The organism is Hyalangium ruber, assembly GCF_034259325.1.
GTDB classification, from domain to species: domain Bacteria; phylum Myxococcota; class Myxococcia; order Myxococcales; family Myxococcaceae; genus Hyalangium_A; species Hyalangium_A rubrum.
In genome coordinates, this window is the sequence record NZ_JAXIVS010000004.1 from 245,709 (window position 1) to 263,934 (window position 18,226).

The window sequence follows — 18,226 nt, forward strand, 5'->3', positions numbered from 1 at the left end:
TTTCGTGACGCCCGAACGGATGTTGGCTTTCAAGCGATTGCGGATATCCGGGCTAAGCCACGAACGGCTTCGAACGCCCGGTTCTTGCTGTCGTGGTCGTTCGGGCGCATGCTGACAAGGCGGAAACGCGAGCGCCAGAAAGCGAGGGAAAGCCGATGGCGACATCACTCTACGACCTCAGCGTGCCCACCTTCCTGCAGACCGTGAGGGCCGTCGCGGGCTTTCTCGACCGTGCGGCCAAGCACTGCGCTGAGACGGGTGTTGATCCCGACGACTTCGTGAACGCGCGCCTTTTCGACGACATGGCGCCCTTCCACTTTCAGATCGAAGCCACATGGCACCATTCCGTGTGGGGGGTGGAAGCCCTTAAGACCGGTGTGTTCGCCCCGCCGGCCTTGGTCGGACCGGTCCCTTTCGCCGACCTGCAGGCGATGATCGGCAAAGCGGAAGTGGCGCTGGAGGCGTTCACGCCCGACGAGGTCGACCCATGCGCGGGCAAGGACCTGGACCTTCAGATCGGGCCGCGGAGGCTCGCCTTCACGTCGGAGACGTTCATTCTCTCGTTCTCCCTGCCGAACTTCCATTTCCACGCCGTCACTGCCTACGACATCCTCCGCTCGCGCGGTGTACCGCTCGGCAAGCGTGATTACGAAGGCCGGCTGCGCACGAGATCAACCTAAGCCGGAAATTCGAAAGGCCAGTTCCCTTCCGCGCAACCCCATGGGAGGGCGGCCTGGGCAGTCGTGTCCCTCAAGGGGCTACGCGGCCTGTCCACCCGAAGCCCCCAGTGCTGGAAGCTCCGTTGCAAGCGCGCCTGCGCTGTGTGTACCGTTCAACAATGTCTCCTGCTCGCTCAGTTTCCCGCGTCCTCAGCTTGACCCTCGTCTTCGCCGCGATGCTCGGTTCCACCGGGTGCAACAGGGACCGCAGCCCGATCGATAACGAGAAAGCGGTCTGCGGCGACGGATCTACCGTTTCCCCGGAGTCTTGTGACGATAGGAACACGGCAAGCGGAGATGGCTGTTCGAGTGACTGCCTGATCGAGAGTGGCTGGAAGTGCTCTCAAGAGCCAAGCGTCTGCACGAACGTCGACGACTGTGCCGCCAATCCTTGCCTTAATGGCGGAACCTGTGCGGACGGCGTCAATGGCTACACCTGCCAATGTGCATCGGGTTATTCGGGAACGAATTGCGAATCCAACGTCGATGACTGCGCCGCCAATCCTTGTCTCAACGGCGGAACCTGCACGGATGGCATGAATAGCTACACTTGCCAATGCGCCCCAGGTTATTCAGGCGCTACCTGCGCAACAAACATCAACGAATGCCTGCCCGAGCCTTGCCTCAATGGCGGAACCTGCACGGACGACATCAATAGCTACACTTGCCAATGCGCCCCAGGTTATTCAGACGCTACCTGCGCAACAAACATCAACGAGTGCCTGCCCAACCCTTGCCTCAATGACGGAACCTGCACCGACGGGCTCAATAGCTACACTTGCCGATGCGCCCCCACCTTCGAAGGAAACAATTGTCAGAACTGCAGCGGGACGCTCGCAAACTGTAACGGACTTGTTGCCGACGGCTGCGAAGTAAACTTGCAGAGCAACAGCTCGCATTGCAATGCCTGCAACAACCCTTGTGACATGGGGCAGATCTGCTCGAATGGAGCTTGTCAGGCTCCGCCCTCAGGCCAAATGCCCGGAACGCCGATCAACTTTCCCGAACCGCATAATCCACTCGCTCCAGCAGTCGCGGACGTGAATGGCGACGGCAAGCTCGATATCTTGGTCGCCAATGCCGAATCCGGCTCGGCAACGGCCCCCTCCGGATCGCTCTCCGTGTTTTTTGGCAATGGCGACGCAACCGTCCAGTCCGAGCATTACTACACAGGCGCTCCGCTTTCGAGCAATGCCGTCGTGGCTGTCGATGTGGACAACGACGGGTGGCTCGATGCAGTCACGGTCGACGGCCAAACCAACCTGGCATCGACGAACGGGAGCATCAGCGTTTACCGCAATCTCGGCGCGAGTGCCCCTGGAAGGTTCGGGATGCTCACGAGCTTCACCACCGGCGCTCCGGGATCCATTCACCTTTGCGCGGGAGATTTCAACCGGGATGGGTCTGTCGACATCGCGACGACCAGCGTAGTGACAAACAACGTGAGCATCCTGTTGAATGACGGCGCGGGCAATTTCAGTGCGTCCTCGCCGCTCATTCCCATCGCAGCCACGGGCGGCGTGCAATCGAGCATCGCTTGCCGAGACTTGGATGGTGACAATGATGCCGATATCGTCGTGACGAGTCCCTCCTCGGCGCGTCTAAGCATCCTCATCAATCAAGGCAATGCTTCGTTCGCCCCCCCTGTGGCCTACACCAATAGCCAAAATGGCCAAACGGCTGGCATTGCATTTGGCGACGCTGACGGAGACGGGAAACTCGACATCTTTTCGAATGGTGCGGCTGGAGCGTACCTGTACGTCTTCAAAGGCGTTGGCAACGGGACCGTGGCATCCGGTGTGGGCTCGCCTACAGGAGCCTCGGCCGTCGCCAACTCCGCCTTGGGGATCGTCGCCAGTGACTTCAATGGCGATGGGAAATTCGATGCGTACATCCTGGTCACCACGACGACGGGTGGTGTTCGTCCCATGACGGGCAGCGGCACGGGAACGTTCACCGCCGGGACGCTCGTCACGACGGGAAGCTCACCGGGCCTCAACGCGATTGCCATTGCCGACTTGAATGTCGACGGATACGACGATCTCATCTTGACCAACAAGGGTTCCTCGACCCTGACCATCATCCCCAACGGCCTCTGACGCTCCCTTCCGACAAAATCTATACGGGAGAGCAGTGTCGGAGCCCGGTGCGAGGTGACCTCCCGCCAGCAAGGGCGAGGAGGAGGGCAGAGATGGGACGGGCGGGGGTGGACAGGCAGGGGTATGGCAACGAAGCGGAGACCGCGGCGGTCCGCTTCCTGGAGGCGCGGGGATACCGCATCCGGGCGCGCAACTTCCGGTGCCGCTATGGCGAGTTGGACTCTATCCCGCCTATGCGCCCGCAGGGCGGCCCATACCGCCCTTCCGAGCAAGTGAGCCATAAGGGGCTCCCCTTCCCGATCGCGAGATGGACTAGCGTGCCCCCTGCTCCAGGCACGCACAGGGCCTACTTGTAATCCCAGGCATGCCAGAGCGTCAGGGAGGCTGGAAGTGCATCTGTCGGATGCCAGAGGCAAGGTCGATTTCGGCATCATCACGATCCGTGAGGATGAGTTCGAAGCGGTGCTTGCCCGCCTCCCCCACCACGTTGGCCGTGTGAAGGGGCGGCGGCAGTACAACTTGCGGCGTGTACCGCTCCCCGGAGGGGACTCCTACCTGGTCGCGGTGCTGCGTTGCATCGAGCAGGGCACCGGTGAGGCCCAATCCGCAGCGCACGATCTCCTGGAAGACCTGGACCCTCCCTGGTTGTTCGTCGTCGGCATCGCGGGAGGTGTCCCCTCGGACGAGTTCAGCCTCGGCGACGTCATCGTCTCGAACCGGATCCATGACTTCAGCGTCGAGGCCGTGCTCCAGGACAGCAGCCTCGAATACGCTCTGGCTGGCGGTCCCATGGACAAGAACGCGGCCGCGCTCGCCGCGAACCTGCCCGCGCTCCGAGCGGAGCTTGGCGAGTGGAGTTCCGCCGAGTCGATCGCCGCTCCACGGCCGCTCATCCGCATCGAGGACTCCTCCCTCTACGGAGATGGGTCCTGGCAAACCAAGGTTCGTAAATCCCTTACGCGCCATGCGGGGCGAATGCAGCCGGTGGCCTTGTCTGGCGCGATCGCCTCCAGCGATCGCCTCATCAAGAACACGGACATCCTGGCAGTCTGGCTGAAGGTGGCGCGGCAGGTGCTCGCCATGGAGATGGAGTCGGCAGGGATCTATCGGGCCACGTACGGCCGGCCGATCTCCACCCTGTCCATCCGGGGAATCAGTGATGTGGTCGGCTTCAAGCGCGACCCGGAGTGGACGCGGTATGCCTGCCATACGGCCGCGGCGTTCATGCTCGCCCTCATGAACACCCGCCCCATCGAACCAGGGGCGCATTCCTCCTCCGGAGCGCAGGAGCGCAAGCTCCAGTCCTGGGTTGCCCAGTGGCCTCTGCCTCGCGTCGCGAACGTGGACCCCTACCACGTGCTGGGTGTCACCGAGTCCGAGCTCGCAAGGCGGTATGCCCGGCAGGCGGAACGGCCGCCCTACATCCTTCGCGACGTGGACTCGGAGCTCGACAAAGCCTTGACGATGAGTGACCTCGTCCTGCTCGTCGGCCACTCCAAGGCCGGCAAGTCACGCACCGCTTTCGAGGCCGCGCTTCGCCTCTACCCGCAACAGCCTCTGCTCCTACCGTCCGACGGGAAGGCGCTCGTGGAGCTCTTCCGCGCCGATGCACCTCTCCAGTGGAGCTCGGATCCCCTCATCGTCTGGCTCGATGACCTTCACCGGTTCCTCGGCCCGGAGGGCTTGAGCTTCTCGCTCCTGAACACACTGGCACAGCACAAGGGGCGGGTGAAGGTGCTCGCGACGTTGACCTCCAGACGATACGACGACTACATGAACTCGAGGGGGGACGTCGAGAAGGACATCCACCTCATCCTTCGCCGCTTCCGGCAGGTGCACCTCTCTTCAGAGCTGAACGAAGTAGAAACCCAGCGCGCCAAGGCGCTCTACCCCGAAGAACCCAAGGAGAAGCTGGCCGATGGGCTGGGCGAGCATTTCGTCGCCGCGGATGAGCTGCGCCTCAAGTACGACGCTGGCAAAGAGAGCTGCCCCCAGGGCTATGCGCTCGTGCGTGTGGCCATCGACTGGCGCCGAGCGGGGCTGCTCCGCCCCATCCCCGAGAGCGCGCTGCAGCGACTCGCCTCGTCGTACATCCGCTTCTTGAAGATCCCTCATGTCGACCTGACTCCAGAGGCCTACAAAGAGGGGCTGCAATGGGCGCGCAAGCCCATCGGCATCCATATCGCACTCCTCGCGGGAGCGGGACAAGAGGGCTCGGAGAAGAGCTTCGAGGCGTTCGACTACATCTCGGATCATGCGGATCGACTGGGGGTCGGCATTCCCGATGAGGCGTGGAAGGCCATCCTGCATTTTGCCTCGCCCTCCGAAGCACTCCTCCTCGCGCTCAGCGCCTACCACCGGAAGAACAAGCCCATCATGGAGCACGCGCTGGCCCAGGCCATCCAGTCCGGGGACCCTGATGCCAGGCCACGAGCCATCTACCTCCTAGGGGCGCTCTACCAAGAGGACGACAAGCTCGCCGAGGCGGAGCTTGCTTATCGACAGGTCCTGGACGCGGAGCAAACCGACGTGGCCTCATCAGCCATGATCGATCTGGGCCGCCTCCTCCAGAACAGGGGAGAGTTCGCGGAGGCCGAGCAGCTCTTCCAACATGCTTTCGAGCTTCACGACCCCGAGACCCACCTCAATGCCACGCTCGGCCTCGGCAAGCTCCTCATGGACAAGGGCGAATGGACCAAGGCCGAGGCGCTCTACCAGGGCCTGCTCGAGTCCGACGATGCGCGCGCAATCGCGCTGGGGACCGTCAACCTGGCCAAGCTCCACGAACTCCGAGACGAGCTGGACGCAGCCGAGGCGCTCTACCAGAAGGCCATCGAATCGAAGCAGCCTGAGGCAGCCGCTCTGGCCATGAACAATCTGGGTGGCCTCTGCCAGAACCGAGGCGAGTTCGGGAAGGCAGAGCAGCTCTTCCGGCAGGCCATGGGCTTCCAGGACTTGGAGGCAGCCGCCCTGGCCAAGGCCAACCTGGGCACCCTCTATTTCAATCGAGGCGACCTGGCCCAGGCGGAGCAGTTCTACCAGGACGCGATCGCGTCCAAGCACCCCTTCGCGGTTCTCCTCTCCACCAACAACCTGGGCTCCGTCCGCCTGAAGCAGGGCGCGTCAGCTGAGGCCAGGCGTTTGTATTTGCAAGCCTTGGACTCCCGGCATCCCGATGTCACCCCCATCGCCGCCTTCAACCTCGGCAGCCTTCACTTCGACAATGAAGAGTGGGCCGAAGCCTCGGAGCTGCTCCAGAGAGCCGTGGAGTCCAAGCACCCGGAGTTCTCTCACCGCCCTAAGTGGCTGTTGGGCAACCTCCTGGAGCGGCAGGGCGAGCACACCGAAGCGGAGCGCCTCTATCGAGAGGTGCTAGCCTCCCGCCAGGCGGATCTCATACCAGCCGCGGCGTTCTCGCTCGGCAGCTTGCTTCAGGATCTGGAAAGGCACTCCGAAGCCAGGCCGCTCTTCCAGCAGTCCATTGACTCCAAGCACCCTGACTTCGCGCTTCGTGCCACGCTGTTGCTTGGCATCACCGAGGCGCAGCAGGGCATGCTCTCGCAGGCCGAGTCGCTCTTTCGGAAGTTGCTCGACTCCCAGCACCCGACCCTCTCCCTCGCAGGCAGCGAGGTCCTCGGTGAAGTTCTCGAGAAGCGGGGTGACCTGATCGGAGCCGAGCATTACTATCGGGCCGCGACGGAATCCGAGGACGTCGTCGTCTCCAGCGCTGCGTGTCTCCACCTCGGCACGCTCCTGCTCCGGAAGGGTCAGCTGATCGAAGCCAGACGCTTCCTCCAGCGCGCTGTGGAGTCCAGCGACGAGGATGTTGTCGAGGAGGCTACCGCCTCGATGGCAGAACTCGTCAAGGCGGAAGCCGCGCCAGGCTCCTGATCAGGGGTGCCTCGCGGTGGCCTGCTCGCCCCAGGTCCTTGTCGGACTGGGCTCGCTCAATGCGAACGGCGGGCGCGGGAAGCGCTTCAGGAGTGAAGAAGTTTGTACTCCCCACATGGCCTTGGCGAAGCGATCTCACTCCTAGTGCGCCCGCCCTATCACTCCGGATAAAACACCTAAGCCTATAGACACGCCATCTTTGCAATTCACGAAGTATCTGCTAAAAATGCTTAAGCCGAGTGCATCGCCGGCGCCTGCCCCCTTCACAAGGAACTCACTCCGTGAACCTGAAGACCGTCATCGTCAGCCTGGCCTTTGGAGGCCTTCTCGCTGCTTGCGGTGGACCCATCGACGAGGTCGCGGACAACACCGCGGTCCCCATCAGCGACATCGGTGAGACAGAGCAGGGCATCTGTGAGGGCTGGGACAACGGGGCGCGCAACTGTACGTTCAAGTGCACCGCGAGCGACTACCGCCACTGGTATGGCTACAACGACGTGCCCTATGGCCAGTGCCACGATCGCGCCGTCCAGTACTGCGGTCGCGAGCCGTACAGCGTCTGCTGGAGCATCCCCTGAGCCGTCCCCTTCCCTTCCACTCTTGACGATCTGAAGCGTGCCGCACCGAGTGCGAGCACCTCTATCTAGGAAAGCTCTCTCATGAACCTGAAGTCCCTGATGATCGGTCTGATGTCTGGAGTTGCCCTCCTCGCCTGTGGTGGAACGCCCGAGGAGTTCGAGCAGCCAGCGGAGCAGGCCGCGGTCGCAGAGCCCTCGGCCGTGATGGTGGCTGTGGAGGCCGTGGGAAACCCGATGTCCGGCACTGGCGAGGACGGACGGCTCACCGCCATGTGGACCGCTAACTGCGCGGGCTGGGACAGCGGGGCACGCACGTGCTCCTGGAAGTGCCGAAGCAGCAGCGAGTGGCTCTGGGCCACCCAGTCCGTGGCTTACGGGCAATGCGGCGCGTACGCGGCGGACTTCTGCGGGAGCACGGCGTACAAGACCTGCTGGAGCTCGAACAAGCCGTAGACGGCTCACCGCTGCTACTGCTCCTCCGCCCCCTCGCAGCACGCGGCCAGGCTCAGGGGCCTCCCCTGAGTCGATTGGCCGGGCACGCCATGAGGCGCCCGCCGCTCGCGTTCGAGCGTTCCGGCGGCCAGGCCCGGGCGGAGTCGAGCCCATCGAGTTCCGCCTCCGGCCAAGAGGGCGCCACCCGCCTGCCGGCTCGGAGCTGTCCGCGTCAGGGGATTCACTTGACCGCCGTGAGCACATGCTCGATGAAGAGCACTGTCTTTCGCGGCAGCAGCCGGCCCGAGGGAGTGACGAGCCAGATCGGCGCTGGCTCGGTACTCCATTCGGGCAAAAGTCTCACCAAGCGTCCCTCACGCACCGCGTCCTCGCAGTAGCGGCCGGGGTAGACGATCGCCCCAGCACCGGCGAGCCCCAGCCTCAGCTGCATTCTGGACGTGCTCACGGTGAGCGTGCCCTCGAGCACGGCCTCCACGCGCCGCTGCCCGCTGTGAAGGCGGAGACGATCGAAGCGCGTACGCCCCTCGAGGATCACGAAGTTGTGGCTGGCCAGCTCTCCGGGCGTTCGCGGGGCGGGCCATCGCGCCAGGTACGAGGGGCTCGCGAAGATTCCAGACTCGAGGGTCATCAGACGGCGCGCCACCAGTGAGGAGTCGGGCAGCACGCCCGCGCGCAGCGCGAGATCGAAGCGCTCAGCGATGAGATCCACATAGCGCTGGCTCTCATCGAGCACGAGCTGGATCTCCGGGTAGCGTGCCGTGAAGCTCGCGATGGCGTCGACCAACACCAGATCGCCGAAGTCGGGAGGCATCGTCACGCGCAGCATTCCGCGGGGCTGGTCGTCAAGCCCGCTCGCGAACGCGAGCACATCGTCCACTTCGTCGGCCAGACGCAGGCACCGCTCGAGGAAGGCCTCGCCCGCTTGCGTGAGCACCAGCCGTCGAGTGGACTTGAGGAGCAGACGTGTCCCGAGGCGCTCTTCGAGCGATGCCATTCGCCGGCTCACGGTGGATTTGGGCAGCCTGAGCGCCTTTCCCGCGCGAGTGATGCTGCCCGCGCGCGCCACGGCCGCGAAGACCAGCATGTCATTGACTGGGTCGAACATGGCGGGCCGATTGTTCCATCCGTGGAACCGGGATTCCAACCCACGCCCCTCACCGGTCCACCCACAGGACATTAGGGTACGGAGGTAGGTGTTCACTGGAGAGGAGACCCCCAATGCATGCCAGCAATCTCAGCCGTCTGAAGAGGATTCTCGAAGAGGTCGACCGGACGTGGGAGATGAAGCCCCTGACCGACCAGTTCGCGAAGGAGGTCGTCCTGAGAGTGACGATCCCGGACGGAACTCCCCTCAGCGGCGAGTTTCGTGGCAAGGAGGCGGTGACCGGGTACTTCACCCAGATCCTGCCCGAGGTCGCCGTCTTCAAGCAGCAGGCGCCGGTGGAGTTCGTCCCCGACGGCGAGCGAGTCATTGTCCTGGGCGACGACGCATACACCCTGAAGAAGACTGGCGAGACGTTCCGCAGCCCCTACGCGATGGTCGTGGGCTTCGAAGAGGAGCAGATCAAGAGCATCCTGATCATCCAGGATCTCTCTGGCCTCGCGGCTGCCTACCGCTCACCGGCCGCTGGCCATTCGGCGGCCCCCTCAGCGGGCTAGAAGCCGGGGGACTCACCGGCCTCATCTTCCTTGCGGCTGGGCCCACGTGACGCGGCGACGCGCTGATTCCGCCTTGCCCATGAGCCACTGCAGTCCCGGAGGCGCATCACCGCCAGGCTCCATTGCGAGCGCGAAGGGGAGACCTTCCTCGACAGCGGGTGGGCACGGCATCGACAATGCTGGAATGCTCACGCTCTACGGCTTCGGCCGCGTCAACTCGAAGGTAGTGGGTCTCACGCGCGATCTCCGCGTCCTGTGGACGCTCGAGGAGCTGGGCGTGCCCTACCGGGTGCATGGCGTGGATCATCCCGCGGGGGAAACCCGGACCGAGGAGTACCGGCGGCTGAACCCCTTCGCTCAGGTGCCGGTGCTCGAGGACGACGGCTTCGTGCTCACCGAGACGGGCGCGATCCTGCTGTACCTGGCGGAGAAGACGGGCAGCTTGATGCCCGCGGATCTCCCGGGCCGCGCCCAGGTGATGCGCTGGTGCTTCGCCGCGCTCACCACCCTGGAGCCCCCGCTGTTCCAGATCGTGATGATCGATCTGCTCGGCGCCGCCGATCCCACCGGCGCGCAGCGGCGTCCCGAGCTGGTGAAGTGGGCCGAGCTCCATCTGACAGCGCTCGAGGACTGGCTTCGGGAGCGTCCGCATCTCACCGGCGAGGCGTTCACCGTGGCGGACATCCTGATGACCACGGTGCTGCGCGAGGTGCGCAACGCGGGCGTGCTCGACGGCTTTCCCCGGGTCTCCGCCTACCGCGAGCGCTGTGAGGCTCGGCCCGCCTGGCGGCGGACGCTGGAGGCCTATGAGCAGCGCCTCGGGGCCCCGGCGGGCAGCGCGCGCTAGCCGCGTCTGGTTTTCAGCTTGAATAAAAAATTGAATATTCGAGACTCCCGGGTCTTCACAGCAAAAACAGAAAAACTGTGAACTCAGGAGGCTGCATGAGCTGGAGAGGTTCGCCACGGGTCGCGGTACTCGGAGTCCTGCTGCTCGTCGCCTGTGGCCAGCCTCTGGAGGAAGCGGTGCCCCTGGGCACGCTCTCCTCGGAGCTGATGGCCTCGGCCAGCTATGACGCGACCTTGAAGGTGCCCCGGTGCGCCGGGCTCGCCTGGGGCTGCGACACGGGCACGCTGGTGAACGGCCGCGGCCCCCAGGGCCCCGAGCTCAATGCCCCCAATACGCTCGGTGGCACCTGCCTGGATGGCACGGGCGGCACCATCTACAAGGGCGAGGCACTGGAGCGGCTCAAGGTCTCCACCATCGACGGCGGCCTCCTGGCTGCTGGCAAGCAGGTGCTCATCGAGGCCACCGTCTGGGCCTTCGACAGCTACACCCCGGACAGGCTGGACCTCTACTACGCGGCGGACGCCAGCAGCCCCTCGTGGACCTTCATCACCACGCTGGCTCCGCCCGGCAAACATACGCAGACGCTGACGGCCACCTACACCCTGCCTTCGGGGGGAAGCTCCCAGGCCGTGCGCGGGGTGTTTCGCAATGGCGGCTCCGCCGTTCTCTGCGGCACGGGTACCTATAATGACCGGGACGACCTGGTCTTCGCGGTGGCGCCCCCGCTGCGGCAGCCCGCGCCCCGCGTCGCGGCGGGCGACACCCACACGCTGGCGATAGGCACCGATAACGCCGTCTACGCCTGGGGGGAGAACCAGGCCGGCCAGCTCGGCGATGGCTCCACGACGTCGCGGCTCGCGTCCGTGAAGGTGAAGGCCGTCTCCCACATCACCGCCCTGGCCGCGGGCGCCGAGCACTCCTTGGCGCTGAGCACGCACGGCACTGTCTGGGCCTGGGGCTCCAACGCCTCCGGACAGGTCGGCGATGGCTCCTACACCGACCGCGCCACGCCGGCCCAGGTTCCCGGCCTTCCCAGCAGCATCGCCCTGGCCGCGGGCGCCGAGCACTCCTTGGCGCTGAGCACCCACGGCACCGTCTGGGCCTGGGGCTCCAACACCTCCGGAGCGCTCGGCGACGGCACCTCCGGCAACACCCGGAGCACCCCGGCGCAGGTGCCTGGCCTCTCCAGCGTGATGGCCGTCGCCGCGGGCCGCTCCCACTCGCTGGCGCTGCGCAACGACGGCACCGTCTGGGCCTGGGGCTCCAACACCTTCGGTCAGCTCGGTGACGGCACCACCACCGACCGGCTCTCCCCGGTGCAGGTGCCTAGCCTCTCGGGCGTGGTGGCCATCGCCTCCGGCTTCAGCCACTCGCTGGCGCTGCGCCAAGACGGCACCGTGTGGACGTGGGGCCGCAACGACGACGGCCAGCTCGGCGATGGCACCACCACGCACCGCTCGACGCCGGCGCAGGTGCCCGGCCTCTCGGGCGTGGCGGTCGTGATGGCGGGCTCCAGCCACTCCCTGGCAACGCTGGGCGACGGCACCCTGCGGGCCTGGGGAAACAACTTCTTCGGACAGCTCGGGGATGGCACCTCCACCGGGCGGCTCACCCCCGCTCCCGTGCCGGGGTTGTCGGGCGTCAAGGCTGTCGCCTCGACGAGCAACCACACCGTGGCCCTGCTCGGGGATGGCTCCGCGTGGGCGTGGGGCGGGAACAGCGCGGGTCAGGTGGGCAATGAGACTCCCACCCCGAGCGTCTCCTCGCCGGTGAACGTGCCGTTCCAGCAACGCTTCACGGCCCACTCCATCGGCAGCTCCCACGTCTTGGCGTTGGACTCGAGGGGCTCGGTCTGGGCCTGGGGCACGAACAATTTCGGCCAGCTCGGGTTGGGCTCCGCCCTGGCACGACAGAGCTCGCCGGCCAGGCTCCCTGGCCTGACGGGAATGACGGCGGTGGCCGCGGGTGCGACCTCCTCGCTGGCGCTGCGCAACGACGGCACCGTCTGGGCCTGGGGGGGTAACAGCTATGGCCAGCTCGGCCAGGGGAATACTCTCCATCAGGCCACGCCGGTGCAGGTGCAGGGCCTCACGGGGGTGGTGGCCATCGCCGCCGGCTTCGCGCATTCGTTGGCGCTGCGTAACGATGGCACCCTCTGGGCCTGGGGCCGCAACCACTCCGGCCAGCTCGGTGACGGCACCACCACCACCCGGCTTCTCCCAACCCAGGTGCCGGGCCTCACGGACATGGTGGCCCTGGTCGCCGGTGACAATGTCTCCCTGGGGGTGCGCACCGGGGGCACCGTCTGGGCCTGGGGCGATAACTACAATGGCCGGCTCGGCGATGGCACCACCTCCACCCGCCTGTCGCCGGTGCAGGTGCCCGGCCTCACAGGGGTGACGGCCCTGGCCACTGGCAGCTCCCACACCCTGGCGCTGCGCAACGATGGCACGGTCTGGGGCTGGGGCGCCGATTCCAATGGCCAGCTGGGCACGGGCAGCACCGCCACCCAGCGGCTGGCCCCCGTGCAGTCGAGCATCACGGGCGTGGTCTCCCTCAGCGCCAGCGACAGCCACTCCTTGGCGGTGCGCAACAACGGCACCGTCTGGCAATGGGGCGGCAACACCTTTGGTTACTCCGGCACCCTCACCATCACCTCCTATCGCTACACCCCCGAGCAGGTGCAGGGCCTGACGGGCGCGACGGCCGTCGACGTGGGCTCCTCCACCGGCATGGTCCTCGACTCCATCGGCAGACTCTGGGCCTGGGGCTACAACGTTTATGGCCACTTCGGCGATGGCTCGGACTTGCGGCTCGTGCCGGTGCAGGTGCCGAGCCTGAGCGGTGTGCAGTCCCTCGCCACGGGCGCGGATCACTCGATGGCGCTGCGCAACGACGGCACTGTCTGGACCTGGGGCAGGAACACCTACGGCCAGCTCGGCGACGGGACCGTCACCTTGCGTGACGTGCCCTTGCAGGTGCCGGGCCTGACGGGCGTGACGGCGGTGGGAGCCGGCCAATGGCACTCGGTGGCGCTGCGCAATGACGGCACCGTCTGGACCTGGGGTTACAACGGCAAGCGCAACCTGGGAGATGGGACGACCACGAACCGGAGGAGCCCGGTGCAGGTGCTGGGTCTCACGGGGGTGACGGCCCTGGTCACCGGCGGCCACCACGTCCTGGCCCTGCGCAACGACGGCACCGTCTGGGCCTGGGGTGATAACTCCTATGGCCAGTTGGGGGATGGGACGAACTCTCAGCGGGCCACCCCGGTGCAGGTGCTGGGCCTGACGGGTGTCGTCTCCCTGGCCGCGAGCGCGTCTCACAGCCTGGCCATGCGCTCCGACGGCACGGTCTGGGGCTGGGGCGACAACTTCTACGGCCAGCTCGGCAACAGCACCACCACCGTCTCCTTTACGCCCGTGCAGATCTCGGGCCTCACGGGTGTGACGCAGCTCTCCGCCGGCTCGTCCCACAGCATGGCCGTGCTCGCCGACGGCACCGTCCGGGCCTGGGGCTACAACCTCGACGGCCGGCTCGGCGATGGCTCCCTCGTCAACCGCACCACCCCGGTGGGGGTGTCTGGCCTCAGCGGCACCGTCACCCTCTCCATGGGCTCCAATCACATCCTCACCGTGCAGAGCGACGGCACCGCCCGGAGCTGGGGCTACAACGAATACGGCCAGCTCGGGAATGGAACGACTTCGCCCGCAATCAATGCCAGCCCTGCTCCAGTCCAGGGCCTGAGCAATGTGCAGGCCGTCAGCGGCGGCAGCGGGTACTCGCTGGCGCTGCGCACGGACGGCACCGTCTGGGCCTGGGGCTACGACGAATACGACGAGCTCGGAGATGGGCTGTCCGCCTGGCGCCCCACCCCAGGCCTCGTCCCCGTCCCCTGAGGGAAGGTGCTTGCGGAGCGGGGCTTCAATCCCGGTCCGGCGCCCCAAGGGGGAAGAGCGGCCGGAACGGTCGCGCTTCCTCCACGGCCCGGGCAAAGGACGGTCGGGTCAGCAACCGCGCGCGGTAGGCACGCAGCACGGGAAACGACTCGGAGATCCGGTGCGTCCAGTCCGCGTAGAACAGCGAGGGCGCGGCCGCGCAGTCCGCCAGGGTGAAGTCCGCCCCGGCGGCCCAGGTCCTGCCGCCAAGCTTCCCTTCGAGCCACGCGTAGGCGCGTTCCAGCTTTTGCACAGCAAGCGCCAGTCCTTCCTGGCGCTTCACCGGGTCTCCTGTCAGCGCACCGTCTACCGCGTGCTGCGCCGCGTTCATGACGTGCAGGTCGAAGAAGCGGTCGAGGAAGCGCACCTCCAGCGCGGCCATCGGATCCGCGGGCAACAGGCGCACCGGCCCGGGATGCACGAGCTGCAGGTACTCGATGATGATGCTGGTCTCGGCGATGTCGCGCTCGCCGTCCAGGAGCAGCGGGAACTTGCGCAACGGCCAGCGCCGCAGCCACTCCGCCGAGTGCTGCGGCGTATCCGGCCCGATGCAGCGGAACTCGAAGGGCGTGCCATTCTCATACAGCGCGATGAGCACTTTCTGCGTGTACGAGGAGAAGGGATGACCGTAGACCGCGAGTGACATCGGGAGACCTCCTGATGCAAACCGCTTGCAGTTTGCAATCGGTTGCTTACCCCTACCGCTTGCATATTGCAAGCACTCAACGCCCCTCCTGATTCCCCATCATGTGAGAAAGACACACTGAATCACCGCGAGCGATCCACGCTCATACACGGGGCGCAAAAAGGATGACCGCGCTGTTGCGGCTTTCCAAGGGTGCGCCATGAATCTCTCGCGACGCGGTCTGCTCAAGCTCGGAGCCCTGGGAGCCATCACGGGCGTTGGCTCCACCCTCCTCGGGGCTAGCGCGGCCCAGGCCGCCGAGGCCGTGCCGCCCGTGAACTCGCTCAACGAGCTCCTGTACCGCCTCGCCGTGCCGGAGATCTTCCGGGCGCTGCCCACCGCGCCCGAGCACTCCCAAGCCCTGGTGATTGGCACGGGCTTCGGCGCCTCCGTGGCGGCGCTGCGGCTCGGGCAGGCGGGCGTGCAGGTCACCATGCTCGAGCGTGGGTCACGCTGGCCGCGAGACCTCTGGCGACAGCTCTTCTCCTCCGACTCGCTGATCGACGGCCGAGCCGTGTGGTTCAGAACGAGCTTCCCGGGCTTCGATGGCATCACCCGGCCCACCGACTCCTTCGGCGGAGTGCTCGACGTCACGGACTATGAGCACATCCAAGTCTGGCGCGGGGCCGCCGTCGGCGGTGGCTCGGTCGTCTTCACCGGGGCCATGGTGCAGCCCGAGAAGCGCTTCTTCGACCACGTCTTCCAGGGCGTCGTGAGCTACGAGGAGATGGACCAGCGCTACTACCCGCTGGCCCGCCAGATGCTCGCGGTCTCCCCCATGCCGCCGGATGTGTACCAGAGCGCGCCCTTCGGGCACTCCCGAGTCTGGGATACCCACGCCACCCAGGCCGGCTACACCCCGCAGCGCATCGACTCCATCTTTCGCTGGGACATCGTGCGGCGCGAGCTGACGGGCACCGCTCGCCCCTCCGCCATCATCGGAGAGAGCACCTTCGGCAACGCGAACGGTGCCAAGTACGATCTCGGGCAGAACTACCTCGCCCAGGCCGAGGCCACGGGCAAGGTGAGCATCCACCCCGGCCACCAGGTGATGGCCATCGGGCGCGAGGCGAACGGCCGCTACTGGGTACAGGTCAACGTCGTCGCTCCGAACGGCACCGTGCTCCGCCAGCGCACCCTGACGGCGGACCGGCTGTTCCTGGGCGCCGGCTCCATCGGCACCAGCGAGCTGCTCGTCGCCGCCCGAGACACCGGCACCCTGCCCTCCCTCAACGAGAGCATCGGCACCGGCTGGGGCACGAACGGAGACGCGGCGGTCGCGCGCACGTTCTCGGGCCTCGAGGGCTTCAACCAGGGCGCGCCGTGCGCCTCGCGCATCCTCGACGAGCGCGGGATGCCCGTGACGCTGGAGAACTGGTACGTCCCCAACCTGCCGGCCAACCCGGGCTTGATTGGCTCGCTCGGGATGGCCCTGGACTCCCAGCGCGCGAGCTTTCGCTATGACCGCCTCCGCAAGAAGGTGGTGCTCGACTGGCCCAGCCATGGCAATGACGCCGTCGTGGCCGCGCTGCGCGCCGTCAACACCCGCATCGCCGAAGCCAGCGGCACGCAGGGGGGCGTCCCCGTCCTGGCCCCCGACGTCAACGCCACCTTCACGGCCCACCCGCTCGGCGGCGCGGTGCTCGGGAGCGCGACCGACGCCTATGGCCGCGTACGGGGGTACGACTCCCTCTATGTCGTTGACGGAGCGGCGATTCCCGGCAGCACGGGGACGGTCAATCCCTCACTGACCATCACCGCGCTGGCGGAGCGGTCCATCGCCGAGATCCTCCGCGCGGGGGGGTAGCCGCGAAGCGGCGCCCCCGGCTCGATCGCGTCAATTCAACAAAGCGCCTATTGGCGTGGGCCGGAAGGCTTCTTAAAGAGGCAATGCCGCCGTCGAGTTCACCCGTAGTCCTCACCTCAGGAAAGGGCTGTCATATGTTTGGCTTGCTTCCTCCCATCGGCTTGGAAATTCCTTGCAGTGCTTACGGAGTCAATATTCCTCTCAAAGTCAACGTCCTCGGAATCATCACGTTGGACTTCAAGGGAGGAATCAAGGAGCGGGTAGAGGCGAACATTTCGGGCGGGCTCGGAGGCATCAAGCTGAAGGTGATTGGCTTCGAGATGTCGGCCGACAGCCCCGTGCTTGGCAAGGTCACCATCAGCCAGGCCGATGTCGACACGACGCCGCTCAGCCTGCTCGAACTCATCAGCAATCTGCCGCCGACCTTCCGGCATACGCGATTCCTGGATTTCACGATGACGATCGAGAGGCCGCCGGGCGGTGGTCCCCCCCTGGTGTTGGCGAACACCAAGACAGCCAGGGTGCTCAACGACAAGCTCACGGTGTATCCGCCGCAGGGCGCCGTCTACCAGCTCCAGGAGCCTGTCGATCTCGCGCCGGTCGGTGCGCCCAACCAGGTCGTCGCCCAGCTGCTCCAGTACCCCACCACCTGGTCGCACAACCCGTAACGGGGTAGCGGAGCCCTCCGCCCCAGACGCGGCCCTCTGCCTGGCAAGGGCAGAGGGTCGCACGGACGGACATCATGGGCGCTCGCGATTCGAGGGGATGCCTGGGCAGTCAGGCCCCCTCGTACTTGTCGTGATGGCGCACCCACGCCATCCCGTACGGCAGCTCCTGCTCGTTGCGGCCCACCGGCGTGAGATCGAGGTAGTTGTAGGTGTTGATCAGCAGGTCGAGGCCGCGTCCGTACGTCGAGTACGTGTGGAAGACGTCATTGCCCTCGCGGAGGAACACACTGAGGCCCGGTGCCTCCGACATCGAGAAGGACTTCTTCTCGTAGTTGTACTCGGCGCTCTGTGTCGCCAGCTCCTCGGGACGAAACGACACGTTGTAGTCGTAGTTGAAGTCAGTGCCCGACGAGGAGAGCCAGCGGAACTTCCAGCCCATGCGCTGCTTGAACGGCTCGATCTTCGCGAGCGGCGCACGTGAGATGACGGCGAAGGCCGTGTCGCGCGCCGCGAGGTGAACGATGGATGCCTCGAAGTTGTCGGCGACAAGGGAGCAACTCTTGCACCCCTCGTTCCAGCTCGGATCGAACATGAAGTGGTAGATGATGAGCTGGCGCTTGCCGTCGAAGAGGTCCGTGAGGGTGCGCTGGCCGCTCGGCCCCTCGAAGACGTAGCGCTTGTCCACCTTCACCATCGGAAGCGCGCGGCGCGCCGCGCTCAGCGCATCACGTTCATGCGTGAAAGCCTTCTCCCTGGCAAGCAGGGCCCTGCGGGCTTGCACCCACTCCTCGCGAGTGACCTCGCTCCTTCGCGTCGCCTCCCGCAACTCACCCGTCATCGTGCTCGCCAGGGTCATCGTGTCTCTCCTTGCTCTCGAGCGGC

At 66.0% G+C, this 18,226-nt stretch carries 14 protein-coding genes; 11 read left to right on the forward strand and 3 right to left on the reverse strand.

Features of this window, described 5'->3' with window-relative positions:
- Window positions 1–155: 155 nt before the first annotated feature.
- The 6 genes from SYV04_RS13285 (at window position 156) to SYV04_RS13310 (ending at window position 7,740) form a co-directional block, all read left to right on the forward strand.
- Complete coding sequence (locus SYV04_RS13285; RefSeq protein ID WP_321546105.1) at window positions 156–680, forward strand: DUF1993 domain-containing protein; 525 nt, start codon at window positions 156–158, stop codon at window positions 678–680.
- A gap of 215 nt (window positions 681–895) precedes the next feature.
- Window positions 896–2,818: an FG-GAP-like repeat-containing protein gene (locus SYV04_RS13290; RefSeq protein WP_321546549.1), complete on the forward strand. Its 1,923-nt coding sequence runs from the start codon at window positions 896–898 to the stop codon at window positions 2,816–2,818.
- Between the two features lie 92 nt (window positions 2,819–2,910).
- On the forward strand, window positions 2,911–3,174 hold the full coding sequence (locus tag SYV04_RS43720; RefSeq protein WP_422723933.1) for a YraN family protein: 264 nt from the start codon (window positions 2,911–2,913) through the stop codon (window positions 3,172–3,174).
- Window positions 3,175–3,208: 34 nt separating this feature from the next.
- Complete coding sequence (locus SYV04_RS13300) at window positions 3,209–6,709, forward strand: tetratricopeptide repeat protein (RefSeq protein WP_321546106.1); 3,501 nt, start codon at window positions 3,209–3,211, stop codon at window positions 6,707–6,709.
- 281 nt (window positions 6,710–6,990) lie between these two features.
- Entirely contained in the window at window positions 6,991–7,287 is a 297-nt protein-coding gene (locus SYV04_RS13305; protein WP_321546107.1) for a hypothetical protein, read from the forward strand.
- 81 nt (window positions 7,288–7,368) lie between these two features.
- On the forward strand, window positions 7,369–7,740 hold the full coding sequence (locus SYV04_RS13310) for a hypothetical protein (protein ID WP_321546108.1): 372 nt from the start codon (window positions 7,369–7,371) through the stop codon (window positions 7,738–7,740).
- Window positions 7,741–7,960: 220 nt separating this feature from the next.
- On the opposite strand, the gene SYV04_RS13315 is transcribed toward SYV04_RS13310, so the two are convergent.
- Window positions 7,961–8,845: a LysR family transcriptional regulator gene (locus SYV04_RS13315; RefSeq protein ID WP_321546109.1), complete on the reverse strand. Its 885-nt coding sequence runs from the start codon at window positions 8,843–8,845 to the stop codon at window positions 7,961–7,963.
- A 113-nt stretch (window positions 8,846–8,958) separates the two neighbouring features.
- On the opposite strand from SYV04_RS13315, the gene SYV04_RS13320 reads away from it, so the two are divergent.
- The 3 genes from SYV04_RS13320 to SYV04_RS13330 all read left to right on the forward strand — a co-directional run bounded on the left by SYV04_RS13320 (window position 8,959) and on the right by SYV04_RS13330 (window position 14,145).
- Window positions 8,959–9,399, forward strand: coding sequence for a nuclear transport factor 2 family protein (locus SYV04_RS13320; RefSeq protein ID WP_321546110.1), 441 nt, complete (start codon window positions 8,959–8,961; stop codon window positions 9,397–9,399).
- Window positions 9,400–9,583: 184 nt separating this feature from the next.
- Complete coding sequence (locus SYV04_RS13325) at window positions 9,584–10,246, forward strand: glutathione S-transferase family protein (protein ID WP_321546111.1); 663 nt, start codon at window positions 9,584–9,586, stop codon at window positions 10,244–10,246.
- A 95-nt stretch (window positions 10,247–10,341) separates the two neighbouring features.
- Entirely contained in the window at window positions 10,342–14,145 is a 3,804-nt protein-coding gene (locus SYV04_RS13330) for an RCC1 domain-containing protein (protein ID WP_321546112.1), read from the forward strand.
- 25 nt (window positions 14,146–14,170) lie between these two features.
- On the opposite strand, the gene SYV04_RS13335 is transcribed toward SYV04_RS13330, so the two are convergent.
- Complete coding sequence (locus tag SYV04_RS13335) at window positions 14,171–14,830, reverse strand: glutathione S-transferase family protein (protein WP_321546113.1); 660 nt, start codon at window positions 14,828–14,830, stop codon at window positions 14,171–14,173.
- 199 nt (window positions 14,831–15,029) lie between these two features.
- Between SYV04_RS13335 and SYV04_RS13340 the strand changes: the two genes are divergently transcribed.
- Together SYV04_RS13340 and SYV04_RS13345 are read left to right on the forward strand one after the other, a co-directional pair.
- Window positions 15,030–16,676 carry a GMC oxidoreductase gene (locus SYV04_RS13340; RefSeq protein ID WP_321546114.1) on the forward strand — a complete coding sequence of 549 codons (1,647 nt, stop codon included), beginning with the start codon at window positions 15,030–15,032 and terminating at the stop codon, window positions 16,674–16,676.
- 134 nt (window positions 16,677–16,810) lie between these two features.
- The gene (locus tag SYV04_RS13345) at window positions 16,811–17,344 is read left to right on the forward strand and encodes a hypothetical protein (RefSeq protein ID WP_321546115.1); all 534 of its coding nucleotides are present in this window, start codon (window positions 16,811–16,813) and stop codon (window positions 17,342–17,344) included.
- Between the two features lie 109 nt (window positions 17,345–17,453).
- Here the strand turns inward: SYV04_RS13345 and SYV04_RS13350 are convergent, their stop codons facing one another.
- Window positions 17,454–18,200 carry a DUF899 domain-containing protein gene (locus SYV04_RS13350; RefSeq protein WP_321546116.1) on the reverse strand — a complete coding sequence of 249 codons (747 nt, stop codon included), beginning with the start codon at window positions 18,198–18,200 and terminating at the stop codon, window positions 17,454–17,456.
- Between the last annotated feature and the right edge of the window lie 26 nt (window positions 18,201–18,226).

What these genes read in the sequence shown, in the direction of transcription:
- SYV04_RS13285 (WP_321546105.1), top strand. Translation starts at nt 156, where the DNA reads ATGGCGACATCACTCTACGACCTCAGCGTGCCCACCTTCCTGCAGACC.
- SYV04_RS13290 (WP_321546549.1), top strand. Translation starts at nt 896, where the DNA reads ATGCTCGGTTCCACCGGGTGCAACAGGGACCGCAGCCCGATCGATAAC.
- SYV04_RS43720 (WP_422723933.1), top strand. Translation starts at nt 2,911, where the DNA reads ATGGGACGGGCGGGGGTGGACAGGCAGGGGTATGGCAACGAAGCGGAG.
- SYV04_RS13310 (WP_321546108.1), top strand. Translation starts at nt 7,369, where the DNA reads ATGAACCTGAAGTCCCTGATGATCGGTCTGATGTCTGGAGTTGCCCTC.
- SYV04_RS13315 (WP_321546109.1), bottom strand. Translation starts at nt 8,845, where the DNA reads ATGTTCGACCCAGTCAATGACATGCTGGTCTTCGCGGCCGTGGCGCGC.
- SYV04_RS13320 (WP_321546110.1), top strand. Translation starts at nt 8,959, where the DNA reads ATGCATGCCAGCAATCTCAGCCGTCTGAAGAGGATTCTCGAAGAGGTC.
- SYV04_RS13325 (WP_321546111.1), top strand. Translation starts at nt 9,584, where the DNA reads ATGCTCACGCTCTACGGCTTCGGCCGCGTCAACTCGAAGGTAGTGGGT.
- SYV04_RS13330 (WP_321546112.1), top strand. Translation starts at nt 10,342, where the DNA reads ATGAGCTGGAGAGGTTCGCCACGGGTCGCGGTACTCGGAGTCCTGCTG.
- SYV04_RS13335 (WP_321546113.1), bottom strand. Translation starts at nt 14,830, where the DNA reads ATGTCACTCGCGGTCTACGGTCATCCCTTCTCCTCGTACACGCAGAAA.
- SYV04_RS13340 (WP_321546114.1), top strand. Translation starts at nt 15,030, where the DNA reads ATGAATCTCTCGCGACGCGGTCTGCTCAAGCTCGGAGCCCTGGGAGCC.
- SYV04_RS13345 (WP_321546115.1), top strand. Translation starts at nt 16,811, where the DNA reads ATGTTTGGCTTGCTTCCTCCCATCGGCTTGGAAATTCCTTGCAGTGCT.
- SYV04_RS13350 (WP_321546116.1), bottom strand. Translation starts at nt 18,200, where the DNA reads ATGACCCTGGCGAGCACGATGACGGGTGAGTTGCGGGAGGCGACGCGA.